Below are 19,508 nucleotides of genomic sequence, written 5' to 3' on the forward strand. Positions count from 1 at the left end.
TGGTATAATAAATGAAGAGGCGTAGACCTCTTCATTTACAAAGAAAGAAGGATGATTCCATGAAGAAAAGCACCCTGATTATTTCCCTGGCTGCTGCTGGTCTGATTTCTCTTGGCGGCTACAGTGTATTTGCCGATAACAGTGACAGCAGCTGGAATGGCTGGTGCCCGGGCCCAAGGCAGACCGTGAGCCGGGACTCCCGTGACGGCAGTTACGGCAGAGGCTACGGCTGCGGCGGATACCGGCAGAGCGGCCGGGATGATTACTACTGCCCCGGACCGGGATATAGAAGGTAAGGAAAAAGAGCGGAAACTATCCGCTCTTTTTTCGTGCCTGTGACACGCTTCCCACTGGGGTGGTAAGGGATCGCCCTTCTGTAACTTGGCTTCCCTGCCTGCCAGGAGGAGTGGGACCACGCTTCTATAACTTGCCTCCCCCTGCCTGCCAGGGGGAGGGGGACCACGTCAGTGGTGGAAGGGGTATGCCGCCGGATAGCGGCCTGTAAAAGCTGCGGCGAAGCGGCCGCCGCCACCCTATGAACCCTATATAATATACTCATTTATCTTCCCTAAATCCGTATGGATAGGATTACATATTGAAAAAGTTAGATAGGATGTGGCCCTGCAGGGTGAAATGGCAGGAAGGATGCAGTTTCCGGGGCAGCCGTGTATTTACATATCGATATAAATAATATAAAATGGAATAAGATTTCAATTGTATACGTCTCATGACGCATGCAGGTTACAATATATTATGAGGTGATTAAATGAGTGAATTGCTTCGCGTGGAAAATCTCCACGTTTCCGTAGGCGGGAAAGAACTCCTCCACGGCATTAACCTCACCGTAAACAAGGGGGAAGTCCATGTTATTATGGGTGTTAACGGGGCAGGCAAGTCGACGCTGCTTCATGCCATCATGGGAAATCCTGTTTACAAGATAACTGAGGGTCATATTTATTTTGAAGGCCAGGAAATTACAGGCCTGTCTGTAGATAAAAGAGCGAAACTGGGAATCTTCCTTTCTTTCCAGAATCCTATTTCAGTGGCCGGCATTACCATGGAAAATTTCATCCGTACTGCCAAGACTACCATTTCCGGGAAGCAGCAGCGCCTTTTCCCTTTCAAACGTCTGATGAAAGCAAGGATGGAAGACCTTTCCATGGATCCCTCCTATGCAGACCGTTACCTCAATGACGGCTTCTCCGGCGGCGAAAGAAAGAAGAGCGAAATCCTGCAGATGCGTATTCTGGATCCCAAGCTGGCCATGCTGGATGAAACTGACTCGGGTCTCGATGTGGACGCAGTGCGCATTGTTTCTAAAAATATTTCCGAATACCATAATGAGAATAATTCCCTTCTCATTATTACCCATCTGAACCAGATTCTGAAATTCATTACGCCGGAATTTGTGCATGTGCTCATTGATGGACGCATTGTTAAAGAAGGCGGCCCGGAACTGGTGGATGAGATCGAAACCAACGGCTTTGATGCATACCGCAGTGAGGTGTAGTCATGGCTGAAGAAAAGAAAAAGAGCCAGGTAGAGGATATTAACCGCAGCATTTATGATGTGAAGGATAAGGTGGAATATTCCTACAAGGCAGACAAGGGACTGACGGAAGATGTAATCCGTGAGATTTCCAGAGAAAAGGATGAACCGGAATGGATGCTGGAAAAGCGTCTCAAGGCCCTTGAAATTTACAACAAGCTCGACGTACCGCCCTGGGCACCGGACATTTCGGAACTGGACATGGAGCACATTGATACCTACGTCCGCCCGAAAACAGATATGAAAGCCCGCTGGGAAGACCTGCCGGAAAACATCAGGGAAACCTTTGACCGGCTGGGGATTCCGGAAGCGGAAAAGAAATCGCTGGCCGGTGTAGGCGCCCAGTATGACTCCGAAGTGGTATACCACAATATCCAAAAAGAACTGGAGGAACAGGGAGTCATTTATGTTGACTTTGAAACGGCAGTCAAGAAATATCCGGAACTGATTAAACCCTATTTCGGAAAGCTTATTACTCCGAACTACCATAAGTTTGCAGCCCTTCACTATGCCGTATGGTCCGGCGGCTCCTTCGTGTATGTGCCCAAAGGGGTTCATGTGAAGATGCCGCTGCAGAGCTACTTCCGCCTCAATGCGCCGGGAGCAGGCCAGTTTGAACATACCCTGATTATTGTAGAAGAAGGAGCCACCTGCCACTTCATCGAAGGCTGCTCGGCTCCCCGTTACAATGTGGCCAATCTCCATGCCGGAGCTGTAGAACTTTTCGTTAAGAAAGGGGCAACCCTTCGGTACTCTACCATTGAGAACTGGTCCAAGAATATGTACAACCTGAATACCAAGAAATCACTGGTAGAAGAAGATGGTCATATGATCTGGGTGTCCGGTTCCTTCGGATCCCATACCTCCTGCCTCTATCCGGATACGGTGCTCAAAGGGGACCGTTCCACCTGTGAATTTACAGGCATCACCTTTGCAGGCAAAGGACAGTTCCTGGATACCGGCTCCAAAGTGGAAGCCCTTGGGAAAGATGTGTCCATGACCGTCAACTCAAAATCCATTTCCAAAGCCGGCGGCACAGCCATTTACCGCGGCGTAGTCTATATCGGACCCAATGCCAAAGGGACAAAGGGCTCCATCAGCTGCGAATCCCTCATGCTGGATAATGAGTCCCGCTCCGATACCATCCCGGACATTGTCATTGAAAATGATGATATCGACCTGGGACACGAAGCCAAAATCGGACGCATTCCGGATGAAGATATTTACTACCTCATGAGCCGGGGTCTTACGGAAGAAGATGCCAAGGCCATGCTGGTCAGAGGCTTTGCAGAACCGATTTCCAAGGCCCTGCCTCTGGAATATGCAGTAGAAATGAACCGCCTCATCGATCTTGAATTCGAAGGGGCCATAGGATAAGGAGGCATTATGGAAGAAATCAGAATCAACCGGCTGCCTCTTCTCACATACCGTTATCTTCATACCAACGATACCCCTGTATCCTTTGAAGCACCGAAGAAGGGCGGAGAACCTCATTTTTCCGATCTTTCCTATGTGAAAGAAGGGGGCACCCTTCCGGCGGACTTCAAGGGGGCTTCCGAAGAAACGGTGAAAGCTCTCAAGCAGGGCAGTCATTACACCATAACCATTCCCGCTGAAACAAAGGCGGAACTGACCATCACCCTTAGCGGCGAGGGCCAGGCAGACTTTGCAGGAAGTTTCCTTTTCCACCTGGGAAAAGAATCATCCCTGAACCTCATCTGGATTCTGCAGGGGAAAACAGAAAAAGGCACCTGTGTCGCAGGAGCCTACTATGACCTGGCAGAAAATGCCAATTTGAAAGTATCCCGGCTGGAAAGCGGCCTTTCCGGTGTGGAAATTTTCGACCAGCGCCATGCGGTACTGGCCAAAGGTGCCAGAGCTGATTTTTCTGCTGCCGAATTGGGCGGTGAAAATATTTACGTTCACAGCTACGGCCTGCTGGCCGGCGACCATTCTGCCATGACGGAAAAAGCAGTCTATGCCGGCACGAAAAAACAGCATTTGGATTTCTTCTACCACATCGATCATGTGGGAAAGAAAACCCATGCGGAAATCGATGTGAAAGGCGCCCTGGACGATGATTCCAAGAAGATTTTTCGGGGTACCCTGAATTTCAAAAAGGGCTGCAGCGGCTCTGCAGGCGACGAAGGAGACTATGCCATCCAGCTTTCTCCGAAGACGAAAAACATTTCCCTGCCCCTCCTTCTCTGTACGGAAGATGATGTCCAGGGAAACCATGCATCCAGTGCAGGACAGCTGGATGCCAATACCATTTATTTCCTCATGAGCCGTGGATTTTCCTTGGAAGAAGCCAGAAGAATCGTGATTGAAGCCCTGATCCGGCCGATTATCGATGGCATGGATTCATCGGTGAGAGATGAAATTATTACAGAACTCAGGCAGAAACTGGATTCGAAGGAGTTATAATGAACAGCGAATTACTTAGAAAAGATTTTCCCATACTGGAAACCAAAGTGAATGGTCATCAGATCGTTTATTTTGATAATGCTGCCACCACCCAGCGGCCGCTTCCGGTAGTGAATGCCGTTTTGGACTATGTTACCCACGACAACGGCAATCCCCACAGAGGTGCCCATATTTTCGCCATTTCCGCATCAGAAGCCTATGATACGTCCAAGGAAGTGGTACGGAAATTTATTAACGCCAAAAACGCCGGCGAAATTATTTACACCAGAAACACCACCGAATCCCTGAACCTGGTGGCCCGTTCCTATGGCGAAACCCATCTTCACAAGGGAGACCACATCCTCATTACCATTGCGGAACATCATTCCAACCTGGTCACCTGGCAGAGAGTGGCAGAAAAAACCGGCGCTGTGCTGGACTACATTTATGTAGATAAGAAAACCGGTCATTTCCCGGAAGAAGAACTGAAGAAAATCGATGACCCCAGAGTGAAAATCCTGGCCTTTGCTGAAGTATCCAACGTACTGGGCATCGATTTCGACCCCAAGCCCCTCATTCAGCGGGCCCATGCCCATGGCGCCGTGGTGGTGCTTGACGGGGCCCAGTCTACTCCCCATAAGAGAGTGGATGTACAGGATTTGGACTGCGATTTCTTCGCTTTCTCCGGCCACAAAATGTGCTCCATGGGAGGCATTGGTGTCCTTTACGGCAAAGAAGAACTGCTGAATGATATGGAACCATTCCTCATGGGCGGCGATATGATTGATGAAGTGCAGGAGCAGAAAACCACCTTCGCCGACCTGCCTGCCAAATTTGAAGCAGGCACCCAGTACGTGGAAGGGGCTGTCAGCCTGGTAGCTGCCATTAAATATGTGGAATCCGTAGGCTATGATGAAATCAGAGCCCAGGAACGGCGCCTTGTCACCCGCTGCCTGGAAGGCATGAAAAAACTGCCCTTCATCCATATCATCGGACCCACCAATCCCGAAGAAAAAGAAGGCCTCGTAGCCTTTGAAGTGGAAGGCGTACATCCCCATGATGTGGCCCAGATCCTTTCTGCCAAAGGCATCTGCATCCGCACCGGCCATCACTGCGCTGAACCGCTCCATCACTACCTGGGCATCAATGCCAGCTGCCGTGCCTCTTTCTACTTCTACAACACAGTGGACGAAGTAGACTATTTCCTGAAAGAACTGAAGGACGTACGGAAAGTCATGGGGTATGACGACTGATGGAATTAAAACAGCTCTACACCGATCTTATCCTGGAATATAACAAGGACAAGACCAATAAACGCAAAATCAGCAGCCCCACAGTCCACGAACATGGACACAACCCCAGCTGCGGCGATGATATCGACATCGAAGCCAAAGTAGAAAACGGAGTCATCACCGACCTGGCCTATACCGGCACCGGCTGCGCCATCAGCCAGGCATCCACCGCCATGATGGCCGAACTCCTTCAGGGAAGAACCGTGGAAGAAGGCCTCCGCCTCTGCCGCCTCTTCCTGGATATGATCCGCGGCAAAGTCACCGATGACTCCCAGCTGGAAGAACTGGAAGCCGCCATTACCCTGAAAGACATCTCCCAGATGCCTGTCCGCGTCAAATGCGCCACCCTGGGATGGCACACCCTGGAAATGGCACTGGAAAAAGTGGAAAAACAGCTGAAAAACAACGGCTGACATCAAAATAAAAAGCATGGAACCTCATAGAGGACCATGCTTTTTTTTGACAGGAAGGGTCAGATGAGATGTGGCCTGGTGCCATGGGCTGACTGATGACTGGGGACAAAAGGGACAGGGCATCCTCCTTTTAGTTAAGCTTTATGCTGATAGCAGCCATGGGCCCCCATACCCGGGGGCATTAAGGAGAAGGAAAGAGTATAAATCGAAATTTGACAATCAAAGGAAAAGAGTATATAATGAGTAAAGACTAAATAATAATTATAACAATAAATCAGCAAATTAAACCTTTGATATATTATGATGGGGAATATGAGAACTGAAGCGCACAGCGCTTTTTTCAGTTCTCTTTTTTTATGTCAAAAAGCGGGGAGAAAACGTATGAATCAGAAAATCAAGTATGCAGCTCTGGGGATTGCTCTTGCCTGCACCGGCTGGACCGGCGCTTCCGCAGAGCAGGTGTATGAACTGAATCCCATTACCGTAACGGCACAGCGTTATGAGAAAAAGGACGTTGATGTGCCTGCCACGACACAGACATTTACTGAAAAAGACATTGCTGCTACCGGTGCAGATAATATGTCTGTAGCTTTAGGATATCTGGATGGCGTTGTTACCTCCGGCAAGGGGCCCAACGGGGCGTCTAATTCTTCCATGACCAGCAAAATCGTGATGCGCGGCGTTGAAAATGGCACGGTGGTTATGGTTAACGGTACCCCTATCAACTGGAGAAATCTTTATAATCTGGAAAATATTCCGACCAGTGCGGTATCCCGGGTAGAAGTGGTCCATGGCGGCGGTGCGGTGATGTACGGCAGCCAGGCTACCGGCGGTGTCATTAATATCATTACGAAGAAAAAACTGGATAATCAGGTAGAGGCAGGCTGGGGCAACCGTGGCAGACAGAGCTATAAGGTTTCAGCCAATGCGGGCAGCTTCTCCTTTGCCTATGATTACAATAAATGGGGGACCATTGATAAGGTCTCCGATTATAATACAACGGTGAATACGACTACAAAGGAGAATGGGAAGACAGTCACCTTCCCGGTCCATATGCAGCAGAAATTCAAAGGTTCTGAAAAGAACAATTTCAATGCCATGTATCAGTTCAATGACAAGCTGGATTTGCTCTACAACCATAATGAATCCACCAATCGCTGGTCCTATAAGTACAGCGGGATACCGGAAAGCAATAAATATGCGGGCTTGAATGGAAAGGCAAGGTACAATACCAAATTTGAAAGGGATGGCGATTTCGTCCAGTTAAATCTTCATGATATGGATGGCTTCAGCGGCCATATTTTCTATAACTATAACTCCCTTGCCACTCACCATACCAATTTCTACAGTTCCGAAGCTTCGCCGTATAAACCGGATAATCCCAAATATAGAAGCTATAGCAAGGAAAAGAATAAGACCTATGGCTATGATTTCCAAAAGGTGTGGGACCAGAAGGACAAACAGACCTTCCTGCTGGGGACATCCCTGGTTCGAGAAGAGTATAAGAACCATGATCCCGGTGCCGCCGACGCTCTGGATAGAGAAATCAGTGAAGGAAGAAATATTTATGCAGCCTTTGGCTCATGGAACAGAAATATCACACCGAAGGATACCTTTACCTTGAGCGGACGCGGCACATGGACCACGGGAGGAAAGAAGCAGTATCATAATTTCAGCACCCAGGCACAGTACCTGCATAAGCTGAATAACAACCAAAGCATCTATGCCGGCTTTGGTCAGTCCTTTGTGCTGCCTACCCTTCCCCAGCTGCATTCCAGATATGATATTTCTTCACCGGACCGTATTATTGGGAATCCCGACCTGAAACCGCAGAAGGGTACCCACTATGAAATGGGCTGGAAGATGGAAACGGAACATAGACAGTACAAGGCAGCCCTGTTTACCGAAAGAATTAAGGATGATATTTCTTACTCGAAGCAGAAGCAGAACCGTCAGGATTACTGGAATACAGTCAATGAAGATTTCAAGAATAAAGGACTGGAACTGACAGTAAAAGGACAGGAAAAGAACGGATTTGGATGGCATGCCGGGTTTACCTATCAGAATCCTAAAACTAAGGAAAAATCACAGAAAAAGAAGGCCAAGACCTATTGGGATCGCCATTATGGAAGAATCCTTCTTAACGGCGGCGTGGATTACACAAAGGATAAATGGGAAACTGCATTGAACTTCAGTTACCTGGCTGACAGGGTCATGACACCTACCAGTGCCCATTCCTATGATACAAAGCCTTATCTGCTTACCTCTTTCTTTGCTAAATATTCACCCAACAAGTCCGATGATATTATTCTGACCGTGGATAATATCCTTAACAGGGAAGATGTGACGTCCCACACGTCAAGTGATTATTATTCCACGCCAACTACATTCCTTTTGTCCTATCGTCATAAATTTTAAACAGCCATTTTCATACAAAGATATATGACATAAGGGCTGGTCATAATATATGAGGAAGTGCCTGAGTGCAGGGAAACATAGATTTAATGCGGCAAGTATCGAGTATTTTGTCTTGGTTTCCTTGACTTAAAAGGCGCTTCCTTTGTATTTCAAAGGAGTTTCTCTTGAAACGGTTTGCTCTATTTCTCCTCTCCCTTCTTTTCGGTACCCTTCTCCTGTCCGGCTGCGGAAAAGTGCAGCCGAACAGCCACCTGCGGCAGGTGGTGGACGATACAGGACAGTCCGTATCCCTCCCCAGCCATCCCTCCCGTATTGTGTCTCTTACCTATGGCACCGACGAGATTCTTCTGGGTCTGGTAGATACGTCAAGGGTGACAGCTCTCTCCCAATATGCTGGGAATCCGGATATTTCCTTTGTGACGAAGGAGGAGGCGGAGGCCGTGGGGAGGAAGGTGGACATGAATGCAGAGTCCATTATGGCCCTGAAGCCGGACCTGGTTATCGTCTCAACAGCGGTGTCTCCTCAGCTGGTCAGTCTTCTACGGCAGTCCGGCATTCCGGTGTATGTGTCCCTGGTGGCGGAAAGCTTTGATGAAATGGAAGAAAAGGTCAGAGGAGTGGCCAGGGCAGTGAACGAGGAAGCCGGCGGTGAAGCCATGGTGCAGGATATGGAAAATAAAAAAGCGAAGCTGGAGGAGAAGCTTTCCGCCATAGGTCCTTCGGATGAGCGGTGTGCCCTGGGACTTTCTTTCAGGGGAATCCTGGGAAAGAAGGGCACCCTTTTCAGTGAGGTGCTGGCCATGGCCCACGTGAAGGATGGTGCGGCCCGGTATGATGTACCGAAGGGGACCAATGCCTATCTTTCTATGGAAATCCTGCCGGAAATCAATCCCGATGTGATTCTTATGCCCGTATGGAAGGTGAAAAGCGGGGACGATGAGACAGCCTTTGCCAGAAAAATCATGGAAAATCCGGCTTACCGGGATGTAAAGGCTGTTAAGAACGGAAAGCTGGTACCATTTCCGGAAAAGTACAAGTATGTCATGAGTCAGCATGTGACTGATGCCGTAGAAGCCAGTGCCCGGGCGGTGTATCCGGAGCTGTTTGACAAGGATTCCCACTGATGGCAGGCGTCTGATTTCATATAAGGGAGAAGCAGAATGGCAGTGAAACTGATTTATTTGACAAATGTGGACCGCCGGTTTTTCATGATGAGCCGGGCCATGGAGTCCCTGCAGAAGGAGGGCCGGCTTTCCGAAAGCTGCCGGACGCTGAAGGTGAAAGATGACAGCAGTTTTGCTTCCTATGCGCCTCTTCTTGAGGGAGCTTCTCTGGTGATGATCAAGTTCATGGGAAATACGATTCGCACGAAATTCTGGCAGCAGTGCCTTGCCTTTTTAGAGGGCCGTGGGATTCCCTATTACATGGATGCAGCCGGTTCGGCGGAGGAAGAATGCGGGAAGTGGATAGGGAAAGAGGAAATAGAAGTCATCAAAAAGTACAGCTTTTATGGTGGACTGGAAAATTATAGAAATCTGTGGCTCTATGGCGCTTTCCTCTTTGAGACTTCCCCGGTAAAACCACCGGATCCCAGTCCCCTCTGCTGGGCGGGACTCTACCATTTTGGCATGAAGAACAGGTATATGACGGATCTTTCTTCCTATAGGGAGAGATTCTGCAAGGCTGAAAGGCCTACCGCCGGCTTTCTTTTTTATCGGGATGAATGGATCTGGGGAGATACAAAATACCAGGATGCTTTCATTGAGGAGGCGGAGCGGCAGGGGCTTAATGTCATTCCTGTTTTCACTAACGGTCTTCCAGATACGAAACTGGGTATGCCATCCCTTGATGAAGTATTTCATCGGTATTTTATGAAAGATGGAAAGCCTGTGATTGACTGCCTGGTGAATGTGATGAAATTTTCATTCACCACATCCGGCTCCATATCCCGCGAGGTGCTCCATGAAATGGGGATTCCTGTGCTTCAGTGCTATTCCCTGCTCATGCCGGAGGAGGAGTGGAAAAAATCAACGGAAGGCATGAATGCCATGGAAGTGTCCATCAGTGTTTCCATGCCTGAGTTTGACGGCATTATCCACGGGGTGCCCATAGCGGCCAAGCATGTGAAGAAAACAGGAGAGGTGGAATATCTGCCTTTGAAAGAGCGGATAGCTGCCATGGCAGCTAAGGCCGGTGCCTGGGCCAGACTTCACAGGAAGAGAAATGAAGACAAGAAAATTGCCATTATTTTTCACAACTATCCGCCTAAGAATTCCAATATCGGAAGTGCCTTCGGCCTTGACAGCATAGAAAGTGTACGCCGCCTTCTGGAAAAGATGAAAGCGGCGGGGTACAGGATAGATTATGTCCCGGAAACAGGCAATAAGCTCGTTCAGCTCATCACCAGCCAGGCCACCAATGATTTGTCCATGATGACGGAAGCGGAAGAGAAGGCCTGTCATAAAGTGACAGAAAAACAGTACAGAGACTTTTTTCAGACCTTTCCTGACGATGTCAGGGCCCAGATGGAAAAGGACTGGGGCCGTGCTCCCGGCAGTGTCATGGTGGATGGGGAAGGCAGCATTCTGGTTCCCGGTGTTATGGATGGACATGTTTTTATCACGGTGCAGGCACCCCGGGGCTATGGTTTTGATGCAGCCAAAATCTATCATGATCCTTTTATCGCTCCTACCCATCAGTATCTGGCCTATTACCTGTGGATACGGGATATCTGGAAGGCGGATGCCGTCATTCATGTAGGCACTCATGGAAATCTGGAATGGCTGCCGGGCAATGGCGCGGGACTTGACCGGAGCAGTTATCCGGATCTGGCACTGGGCTCTCTTCCCAATGTGTATCCTTACCATATGACTATCACAGGCGAAGGAATACAGGCCAAAAGACGGGGGAGTGCCTGCCTGGTAGACCATATGCCTGCACCCATGGCAGATGCAGGCACCTATGACGAGCTCTCAGAGCTTGAGAAGAATATGGATGAATATGCCCATTTCCTTGCAGTGGAGCCGGAAACTGCATCCCATCTGGTGCCGGAAATACGCAGACTGGCAGTGAAAGCGGAGCTGGATGGGGAAGTGCCCTATGATGAATCGAAGCCATTTTCTGAATATCTGACAAGGCTGCATCAGTACATAGAGGATATTAAAAACAGTGAATGCCATGTGGGCCTCCATATATTGGGACAGATGCCGGAAGGAGAGATTCTCAGAAATGAAATTATCCAGCTCATGAGGCAGTCTGATGGCTCCTGTCCTGCCATTCTGGATGTGTTTGCAGAAAAATACGGATACACAGCCAAAGAATTGATGGAAAACGCACAGACCCTTCTTCCGGAGAAAAAGACGGGCAGCGAAATGATGGCGGCTGTCAGAAAAGAAACGGAACAGTTTATCGACACTCTGATGGTTCATCATTTTAGTGAAGAAGGCATCAGAAAAGCCCTTTCAGCCAAGTCAGTACGGGAAGGGGATGCCTTGTGGCAGAAGCAGGTAGAAAAAACGGCCGGTTTTATCTGTCATGACCTGTACAAAAGGCTTTCCGGCACGATTCAGGAAATGGACCATACCCTGGAAGGAATAGAAGGGAAATACATTATGCCCGGGCCATCAGGCTCACCTCATGCCGGCGGTGTATCCCTCCTTCCGGCAGGAATTAATTTCTATGGTATCGATCCCAGAAAGCTTCCCACCAAAACGGCCTGGGCGGTAGGGAAAGAATTGGGTGATGAGGTTATTGCCCGTTATATCAGGGAGGAAGGAAAGTACCCTGAAAATATAGGCATGGTTTTCTGGTCCGGTGCCAATATGCGAAGTCACGGGCAGTGTATAGCGGAATTTCTTTATCTCATGGGCATTCGTCCTATCTGGGAGAAAGGAAGCCTTTATGTGAAGCGCTTGGAGCCGATTCCTCTTTCGGAGCTGAAAAGGCCCAGACTGGATGTAACAGGCAGAATCAGCGGCCTTTTCAGGGATACCATGCCGGCAGCAGTTTCTCTTATGGACAAAGCAGTCCTGCTGGCTGCATCCCTTCCGGAGAAGGAGGAAGACAATTTTATACGTAAACATGTCCTTTCCGAAAGCAGTGCCATGGAAAGGAATGGAATGACGACAGAGGAAGCCTGGCGGGAAGCCTGCTATCGTATTTTTGGTGATGCGCCGGGAACCTATGGCGCCGGTGTGGGTGCCCTGCTGGAGTCACGAAACTGGGACAGCCTGGATGACCTATCCCGCGTTTTTGTCAGATGGGGCGGCCATGCCTACGGCAGCCGTTCCAAAGGAACCTACAAACCCGGGCTTTTTAAAGAGCGCCTGTCCCATATGGATGTGACCTTGAAAAATGAGGATAACCATGAAACGAATATGATGAGCAGTGATGATTACAATGCCTATCATGGTGGAATGATAGCGGCTGTACGGAACCTTTCTGGTAAATCTCCCCGCTCCTATGAAGGCGACAGTACGGAAAGGGGCAGCGTCAAGGTCCGCAGCGTGCAGGAGCAGGCTAAGCGGGTTTTTCGCATGGAAACCATCAATCCCCGGTTTATACAGGGCATGATGAAGCATGGCTACAAAGGCGCAGCCGATCTGTCAAGCCGTGTATCCATCAGCTTCCAGTGGGATGCTACCAGCAAGGTGATGGAAAACTGGATGTATGAAAAACTGGCTGAAAATTACGCGCTGGATGTCACAGTACAGGACTGGATGAAAGAAGTCAATCCCTGGGCACTCCAGCGCATTACAGAAACTTTGCTGGAAGCGGAAAAACGGGGCCTGTGGCAGGCAGCGGATGAAACAGTCAATCAACTGCAGGCTCTGTACCTGGATATAGAGGGAGAACTGGAAGAGAGTCAGGATGATACGTGAAATCAGGGCTTATGGGAAATAGAAAACTCTGTCAGGGAGATGTTTTTCATCGGGCTGCAGAGGCTTCATCCTTCTCTATGAGATTTCTGTTTTTAAAGGAACATGGACCTGCATAGAGGATCGGTTTTCATTATGAACGAATACCGGATAAATAGATAATTATAAAAAGGGGCTGTGATAAATGTAAATCATTTCTTCACAGCCTTTTTTATAATTTTTTCTGATGGTAAGATTCCAGGCCCTTTGTCATCTCGAGTGGGGAATGTGCCGGCATGGGTGGAAAACTTTGGACTCTATTGAAGCTTTGAACCAAGAAATCTCCTGCCACCAATGCTCTCTGTACCATTGAAAAGTGATATTTCTCTACTCCGCTTCGCAACGTTCGAAATGACAGTGGGGCGGAGTGGTATCCATGTCATTCATGTATTTTTTCACAGACCCGTCCATCATTGAAGGCACTACGAAAAGCCTGAAAAGAGCGTGCGCACAGACAGATTCCTAGGTGAAACTGTCCGATCCATAGAAGGACGCTTTCTTCAGGCTTTTCTATCGCGAAGGCGATTGATTTCTTCTTGAGTTCTTGGCCGAAAAGGATTTGAAAACTCAGAACGCATTGAACGGGCTTGAGACCCGGAGCTCTTATGTATTCATCTTTGCGAGATGGCTTGCAGCCGAATCAGGAATCGGGTATTTTTTTGTGGCCACTCCCCGGACCTTTTCCATGCTCTCATCTGTTCTCTATTATAACGGATAGGGAAGAAAATGGGAATAGGAAATACAGAAATTATGTTTGCTGATTTTGGAGGTATGGAAGGGAGAACTATGAGTTTTATAGATACATTTTCTCGGGAATTCATAGAGAATGTAAGAAAGATTCACCGGCCTTTTCCTATTTCATCGTCACTCATGGTACAATAGAATATATTATTGTATGTTCGGAGGAATGAGTATGGGATTTTTTGACAAAATCAAAAGAGGTCTCACAAAGACCAAGCAGAGTTTGATCAAGAATATTGAAAGCGTAGTCATCGGCTATGCCCAGATTGATGAGGATTTCCTGGAAGACCTGGAAATGGTACTCCTTTCCGGTGATATCGGTGTCCGTACTACGGATTATCTGATGCGCCAGATTCGCCGGGGCGTCACGGAAGGGGTGATTCACAATACGAACGAAGTCATGCCTTTCATGGAGAAAACAGTGAAGGAGCTTTTGAAGGATGATACGGCGGGTGAAGAGTTTACCCATCATCCCGAGGTGATTCTGGTGGTCGGTGTGAACGGGGTAGGCAAGACCACCACCATTGGCAAGCTTTCCGGTCGTCTCCACAAGGAAGGAAAGAAAGTCCTTCTGGCAGCGGCTGATACTTTCCGCGCTGCTGCATCGGAACAGCTCACCATCTGGGCGGAAAGAACGGGCGCTGATATTGTAAAGCATGCAGAAGGCGCCGATCCTGCAGCAGTTGCATTTGATGCCGTATCGGCGGCCAAAGCCAGAGGGGCTGATGTGGTCCTCATTGATACGGCCGGCCGTCTCCAGACGAAGGTAAACCTCATGGAGGAATTGGGGAAAATCAGCCGGGTAGTGAAGAAAGTGATTCCTGATGCACCGCACCAGACCCTTCTGGTGCTGGATGCCACCACCGGTCAGAATGCCATCAGCCAGGCAAAGAATTTCGGTGAAATCGTGCCCCTTACCGGCGTGGTTCTTACCAAGCTGGACGGCACTGCCAAAGGGGGCGTGGTGCTTTCCGTTCATGAAGAACTTCATGTGCCGGTGAAGTGGATCGGCATGGGTGAAAGGGAAGATGACCTGGACCGCTTCAATCCTGATGAATTTGCGAAGGCTCTTTTTGAAACGGATGACCATGTGCTGCAGGAAAGCACAAAGGTGTAACAGGTATTCAGTCATGGCAGGGGTGCATATCCGATGCATCCCTGTTTTTTGAATGCTGCCTCAGGGCAGGAGAAAAGGACATGAGGAAGGAGTAGGGGGACAAGTGATGAAGCAAAGGATGCAGAAAATGGAATCTTTCGCCTATCCTGTAACCATTACACGGAAGAGGGGACTCAGGGCCATTTATCTTCGGATTTCCCGGACAGGGAAGGTTCTTGTATCAGCCCCATCGGCCATGGCTCTAGGGGAAGTGGAACATTTCGTGGCTTCAAAGGATGGATGGATCCGGGAAAAGCTGGCCCGTATGCCTGCCATCCCCTGCTATACCTATGACAGTGGCGAAAAACATTTCTTTCTGGGCAGGGAATACCCCATTGTTTATGAACGAGGCCCCCTGAATTCCGTGTCTGTGGAGGAGGGAAAGCTCTGTCTTACGATAAGCCCCCGGACGAAAGACAGGCCCCGTGCTTACAGGAATCTTATGAAGGAAGAACTGCGGAAGGTCATAGAAACGTATATAGAAATCTGGGCGCCCCGCATGGGCGTCCAGCCTTCTTCCTTGACCATCCGCATTCTAAAGAGCCGATGGGGCAGCTGCAATGTAAGAACCGGAGAACTTTCCTTTGCCCTGGACCTTATCACCAAGCCGGAGGCATGCATTGAGTCGGTGGTGGTGCACGAGTTGAACCATCTTCTGGAAACAGGTCATACCCGCCGCTTCCATGCCCTCATGGCCCGCTGGCTTCCGGACTATAAGGAAAGAACGAAGAAACTTTACGACTACCCCAGGGAGTTTATTTAATGGGGCTCCTGAGGCTGGTTTCCTGCTTTCTGGTGCCAGGAGTGATTGAAATACTTATGCAGTTCCCGTAACGCATAAGGCCCTTTTTTAAAATCTGCGGCGTCAGCCGCCACCACACCCTCTGAACCTTTTGAACCTTCTGAACCCCATGAACCCTCACGCCGTAGGCGTGTCCAATAGCAAAGCCGCCACCACAACCCTCAGCCCAAAGGGCCGTCAAACTTAAGAACCCTCCGGCCCCCTGGGCCGGTCCATCTTAAGAACCCTTTCCATGCCCCCTGAGCGAAGCGATGCACAACCCTTCTACACAACCTGCGGCGCCAGCCGCGCCCCTCTTTTTAACCTGCGGCCGGTCAATCGTAAGAACCTTTCCTTACGCCCCCTACTTCTCTTGACAGAAATATGGTATAATCTAATAAAATAATTTTATACCAAAAGATTTTTATACCATAGTATTCGTATTATGGTGAGTAAGGGGTATTTCAATGAATAACACGGACTGGAAAATCCTGATCTATCTTCGTGAGGAACGAAGCATCAATAAGGTGGCAAAGCGGCTTTTCATGACTCAGCCTTCCTTAACCTATCGCCTGAGCCAGATGGAAAAGGAAATCGGCTGTCCTTTATTTATTCGTACCAATAAAGGGGTTCATTTCACCGATGCAGGCAACCGCCTTTTCTCCTTTGCAGAAAAGGAGCTGCAGCAGTACCAGGACATGAAGAATTATGTGACCCATGAGCCCAATTCCATTTCCGGCGTGCTCCGCATCGGTGCCAGCCAGTCCTTTGCCCAGTCCCATATGCCGGCCATTCTGAAGGGCTTTGTGGATAAGTACAGCGACATTGAAATTTCCCTCACCACCGATACCAGTGATGAACTGGTGAAGCTGGTAAAAAAAGAGGACATCCATCTGGCCATTGTCCGTGGGAACCAGGAATGGCCGGATGCCGATATTCTTCTGGAAGATGCGCCGCTGTACCTGATTTCCGCCAAGAAAATCGATTACAGCACGTTGCCGGACCAGCCTTCTATCCGCTACCGCAGCGATCCTTCCCTGGATGAGCTCCGTACCCGGTGGTGGCGGCAGAATTTCACCGATTCCCCCCATTTCATGCTCACCGTGTCCGACTGTCTGACCTGCGTGGAAATCGTGAACCAGGGCCTTGGTCACTCTCTGATTCCGGCGGACCTGCTTCCTAAGTGCGCGCCCCAGGTGAACAGGGAAATGATTTACGACAAGCAGAAGAGACCTCTGCTGCGGCCCAGCCATTTGATTTTCAAACAGCCCATGCTCCAGTCCACACCGGTGAGAATCTTCGTGGACTACCTGCGCAGCTATTTCAAGGTATGAAAAAAGCCCTGTGAAGCCATGACTTCGCAGGGTTTTATAATTTTACAAGAAATCCCAGCATGCTGAAGAGCCAGGTGGAAATTCCGAGAAACAGGGCACAGCAGAGCTTTTCCAGCTTCAGCCGGATGGCAAAGCGCCGGTGATGGTGGGCATTACCCCATACGGTATTGATGAGGCCGTGATAGTCTACATGCATCATACGTGCCAGGGTGCAGTAGTTGAGCAGCAGGTAAGTACAAATCAGGGCGGGACGGAGTTCATCCATCATGAACCAGGCCATCCAGGGAAAACAGAGATTATATACAAAGGCTATGTGTCCGCCAAGAAAGTAGGCCATTTTCTGGCCAAAGGTTTCGGACAGATCAGTTTTATAGGCAAAGACAAGGTATCCGTTAATGGCGCAAAGAAAAAGGCACCAGAAGAACAGGAACGGCATACAGATTTCCTCCGAATATATTATTATTATTGTTCGCTTATAATTCGATTATAGCATGATATCTTTTGCCTGCCCATGGCCAAAAGGCCGGATGAAATCGATGAAATCGGGCCATTCGGAAGCACCGCCCATGACCGCGGAGGAGATGGAAGGACGGAAGAGGAAAAAGAATCACCGGCGGTAAGGATTTTATATTTTTGCCTGAAAAGGGGTAGAAGAAAAGTATATTCTAAAAATAAAGAGATATAGAAAAAATCTTCCGGCTCCTTATAAATAACTTATAACTGGCCAGAATGGAGGAAAGTGATAGAATGGGGCTGGAGACTGGAGGGGCGGCTGTCCGCTGTCTGCTGTCTGCTATCTGCTATCCGTTGTCCGCTTACCCCTTCCTTAATGCCGACTGTTTCATACGCGGCCTGTACCGAGATTCTTCGCCTGCGGCTTAGAATGACGAGTGGGAGGAGGTCAGTTTCAGCACGTAACGCCCAGTCCCCTTTCTGTGGAAGGGGGCTCCGGATCTTCGTCATAGGGATATGGTTGACAAAAAAACTAATTACGTAACGCTGACTTTGTAAGCATTGCCGCGAAGCGGCTATCCACCACCCTCTGAACCCTCTGAACCTTTTGAACCCTTATAACCAAAGGAGGTTTCCATGAAAAAACTGATTGCTTTTTTACTTTCTTTTTTCCTTGCCCTGTCCTTGGGGCTTCTGGCGGAGGCGTCGGATACACTGGAAATGAATCGGAAAATGGGGTATTTTGACAATACCCGTACGGTACTTCTCCTGTCTCCCCGTGTAAGCGGGAACGGCGGCGAAGCGGCATCCTATGTGAATCGGGAAATGAAGCAGATTTTCCGCTATCCCTATTACAGGACTCTGGATACTGCCGGTTATGAAGGAGCGGTGTCTCCGGCAGACCTGCCCCGGCTGGCTGATGAATCGGGGGCAGACATAGTAGTGATGCCTGTAATCCAGTGGCATCAGTGGATTTTCCACCGGTTCCTCTTTGATGATGGCGACGATATCATCCAGACCAGGGCTATCGTGGATATTTACAGCTATAAGAAAACCGAGGGCACTGTGCGGGATGACCGGGGCACCTATTTTGATACGGAAGACGAGAGTACTGCCCGGAATGTGTACATCCTTGACGATATCATGAAAGAGGTATACAAAACATTCCCCTATCGCCGGGTGCCCACCGATGTGTCCAGGAGCCTCACGGGAGAGACGGAGGACCATACGCCCAAAGCAGTGATGAGATAGTGAGCTGGCGGGAGAAAGACAGCTGCCCGCTGCCGGCTATCGGCTGTCCGACTTCTGAACCATAGGGCTCTGCACCGGTGCCAAAGGGCAGGGAACCCATGACAAAAAGGACCTGGAAGAAATAGTTTATCATTTCTTCCGGGTCCTTTTATTTTACAGCCCTTTCTGTTCAATGCCGCTCACCAGGTAACCCAGATGGGCGGTGCTGTTTAATGTGACCAGGCGCCAGGTGCCTTTGTCACATTCCAGTACATTGATACAGGCATTGTCCTGCTTGATCTGCCAGAAGTGGCTCATATCAAGGCCCAGGAGGTCGCAGATAATGGCCTTGTTCACGGCGTCGTGGGCAGCCACAAGCACCGTTTCCCCATCATAGGTTTTTGCGTATTCATCGAAGGCTTCCCTGGCCCGTTTCCGTACGTCCTCCAGATTTTCTCCTTCCGGCATCTGCACCAGGTCCGGGCGGGTGTGCCAGAGGCGGAATTCTTCGGGGTAGCGGGCCTCGATTTCATCGGCGTGGATGCCTTCCCACAGGCCGTGGGAGATTTCTGTCAGTCTTTCGTCCTTCATCACGGGAAGGTGGTGGAAATCGGCAGCCAGGCGGCAGGTTTCATAGGAGCGGGAGAGGGGGGAGGAAATGGCCCGGTCTATGGGCACGTCCTTCAGAGCCAGCGCCGCTTTTCGGCCCTGTTCCCATCCCCTTTCGGACAGGGGTGTGTCTTCCTGGCCCTGGTAGCGGCCTTCTATGTTCCAGGTGGTTTCTCCGTGACGGAGAAGGATGATGCGTATCATAGGTGCT

At 49.5% G+C, this 19,508-nt stretch carries 15 protein-coding genes; 13 read left to right on the plus strand and 2 right to left on the minus strand.

Going from position 1 to position 19,508, the window contains the following annotated elements; genetic code table 11:
* Positions 1-59 precede the first annotated feature (59 nt).
* The 12 genes from NW747_RS06200 (at position 60) to NW747_RS06255 (ending at position 17,005) form a co-directional block, all read left to right on the plus strand.
* The gene (locus NW747_RS06200) at positions 60-296 is read left to right on the plus strand and encodes a hypothetical protein (protein ID WP_273185974.1); all 237 of its coding nucleotides are present in this window, start codon (positions 60-62) and stop codon (positions 294-296) included.
* Between the two features lie 470 nt (positions 297-766).
* On the plus strand, positions 767-1,510 hold the full coding sequence (sufC, locus tag NW747_RS06205; protein ID WP_008858559.1) for a Fe-S cluster assembly ATPase SufC: 744 nt from the start codon (positions 767-769) through the stop codon (positions 1,508-1,510).
* Between the two features lie 2 nt (positions 1,511-1,512).
* A complete protein-coding gene (gene sufB / locus NW747_RS06210) occupies positions 1,513-2,925 on the plus strand; it encodes a Fe-S cluster assembly protein SufB (RefSeq protein WP_273185977.1) in 1,413 nt (470 codons plus the stop codon).
* A gap of 9 nt (positions 2,926-2,934) precedes the next feature.
* Complete coding sequence (locus tag NW747_RS06215; protein ID WP_273185980.1) at positions 2,935-3,975, plus strand: SufB/SufD family protein; 1,041 nt, start codon at positions 2,935-2,937, stop codon at positions 3,973-3,975.
* Positions 3,975-5,207, plus strand: a complete 1,233-nt coding sequence (locus tag NW747_RS06220; RefSeq protein ID WP_273185982.1) for an aminotransferase class V-fold PLP-dependent enzyme — start codon at positions 3,975-3,977, stop codon at positions 5,205-5,207. The genes NW747_RS06215 and NW747_RS06220 overlap by 1 nt, the downstream gene beginning before the upstream one ends.
* Complete coding sequence (gene sufU / locus NW747_RS06225) at positions 5,207-5,659, plus strand: Fe-S cluster assembly sulfur transfer protein SufU (RefSeq protein ID WP_273096498.1); 453 nt, start codon at positions 5,207-5,209, stop codon at positions 5,657-5,659. The genes NW747_RS06220 and sufU overlap by 1 nt, the downstream gene beginning before the upstream one ends.
* Positions 5,660-6,040: 381 nt before the next feature.
* The gene (locus tag NW747_RS06230) at positions 6,041-8,077 is read left to right on the plus strand and encodes a TonB-dependent receptor plug domain-containing protein (RefSeq protein WP_273185985.1); all 2,037 of its coding nucleotides are present in this window, start codon (positions 6,041-6,043) and stop codon (positions 8,075-8,077) included.
* Positions 8,078-8,241: 164 nt separating this feature from the next.
* Positions 8,242-9,201, plus strand: coding sequence for an ABC transporter substrate-binding protein (locus tag NW747_RS06235; RefSeq protein ID WP_273185987.1), 960 nt, complete (start codon positions 8,242-8,244; stop codon positions 9,199-9,201).
* 36 nt (positions 9,202-9,237) lie between these two features.
* Entirely contained in the window at positions 9,238-12,957 is a 3,720-nt protein-coding gene (gene cobN / locus NW747_RS06240) for a cobaltochelatase subunit CobN (RefSeq protein WP_273185990.1), read from the plus strand.
* A 943-nt stretch (positions 12,958-13,900) separates the two neighbouring features.
* Positions 13,901-14,851 (plus strand): signal recognition particle-docking protein FtsY, encoded by a 951-nt coding sequence (gene ftsY / locus NW747_RS06245; protein ID WP_187368022.1) that lies wholly within the window; start codon positions 13,901-13,903, stop codon positions 14,849-14,851.
* 106 nt (positions 14,852-14,957) lie between these two features.
* Complete coding sequence (locus NW747_RS06250; RefSeq protein WP_273185992.1) at positions 14,958-15,653, plus strand: M48 family metallopeptidase; 696 nt, start codon at positions 14,958-14,960, stop codon at positions 15,651-15,653.
* Positions 15,654-16,138: 485 nt separating this feature from the next.
* The gene (locus NW747_RS06255; RefSeq protein ID WP_008858569.1) at positions 16,139-17,005 is read left to right on the plus strand and encodes a LysR family transcriptional regulator; all 867 of its coding nucleotides are present in this window, start codon (positions 16,139-16,141) and stop codon (positions 17,003-17,005) included.
* Between the two features lie 34 nt (positions 17,006-17,039).
* Here the strand turns inward: NW747_RS06255 and NW747_RS06260 are convergent, their stop codons facing one another.
* Complete coding sequence (locus NW747_RS06260; protein WP_273185994.1) at positions 17,040-17,441, minus strand: hypothetical protein; 402 nt, start codon at positions 17,439-17,441, stop codon at positions 17,040-17,042.
* 653 nt (positions 17,442-18,094) lie between these two features.
* Here NW747_RS06260 and NW747_RS06265 point away from each other — a divergent pair.
* Positions 18,095-18,709: a hypothetical protein gene (locus tag NW747_RS06265; RefSeq protein ID WP_273185997.1), complete on the plus strand. Its 615-nt coding sequence runs from the start codon at positions 18,095-18,097 to the stop codon at positions 18,707-18,709.
* Between the two features lie 153 nt (positions 18,710-18,862).
* Here NW747_RS06265 and NW747_RS06270 read toward each other — a convergent pair whose 3' ends face one another.
* Positions 18,863-19,501 (minus strand): histidine phosphatase family protein, encoded by a 639-nt coding sequence (locus tag NW747_RS06270; protein ID WP_273186000.1) that lies wholly within the window; start codon positions 19,499-19,501, stop codon positions 18,863-18,865.
* Positions 19,502-19,508 lie beyond the last annotated feature (7 nt).

The sequence above is a fragment of the Dialister succinatiphilus genome (assembly GCF_928721695.1).
GTDB lineage: Bacteria > Bacillota > Negativicutes > Veillonellales > Dialisteraceae > Dialister > Dialister succinatiphilus.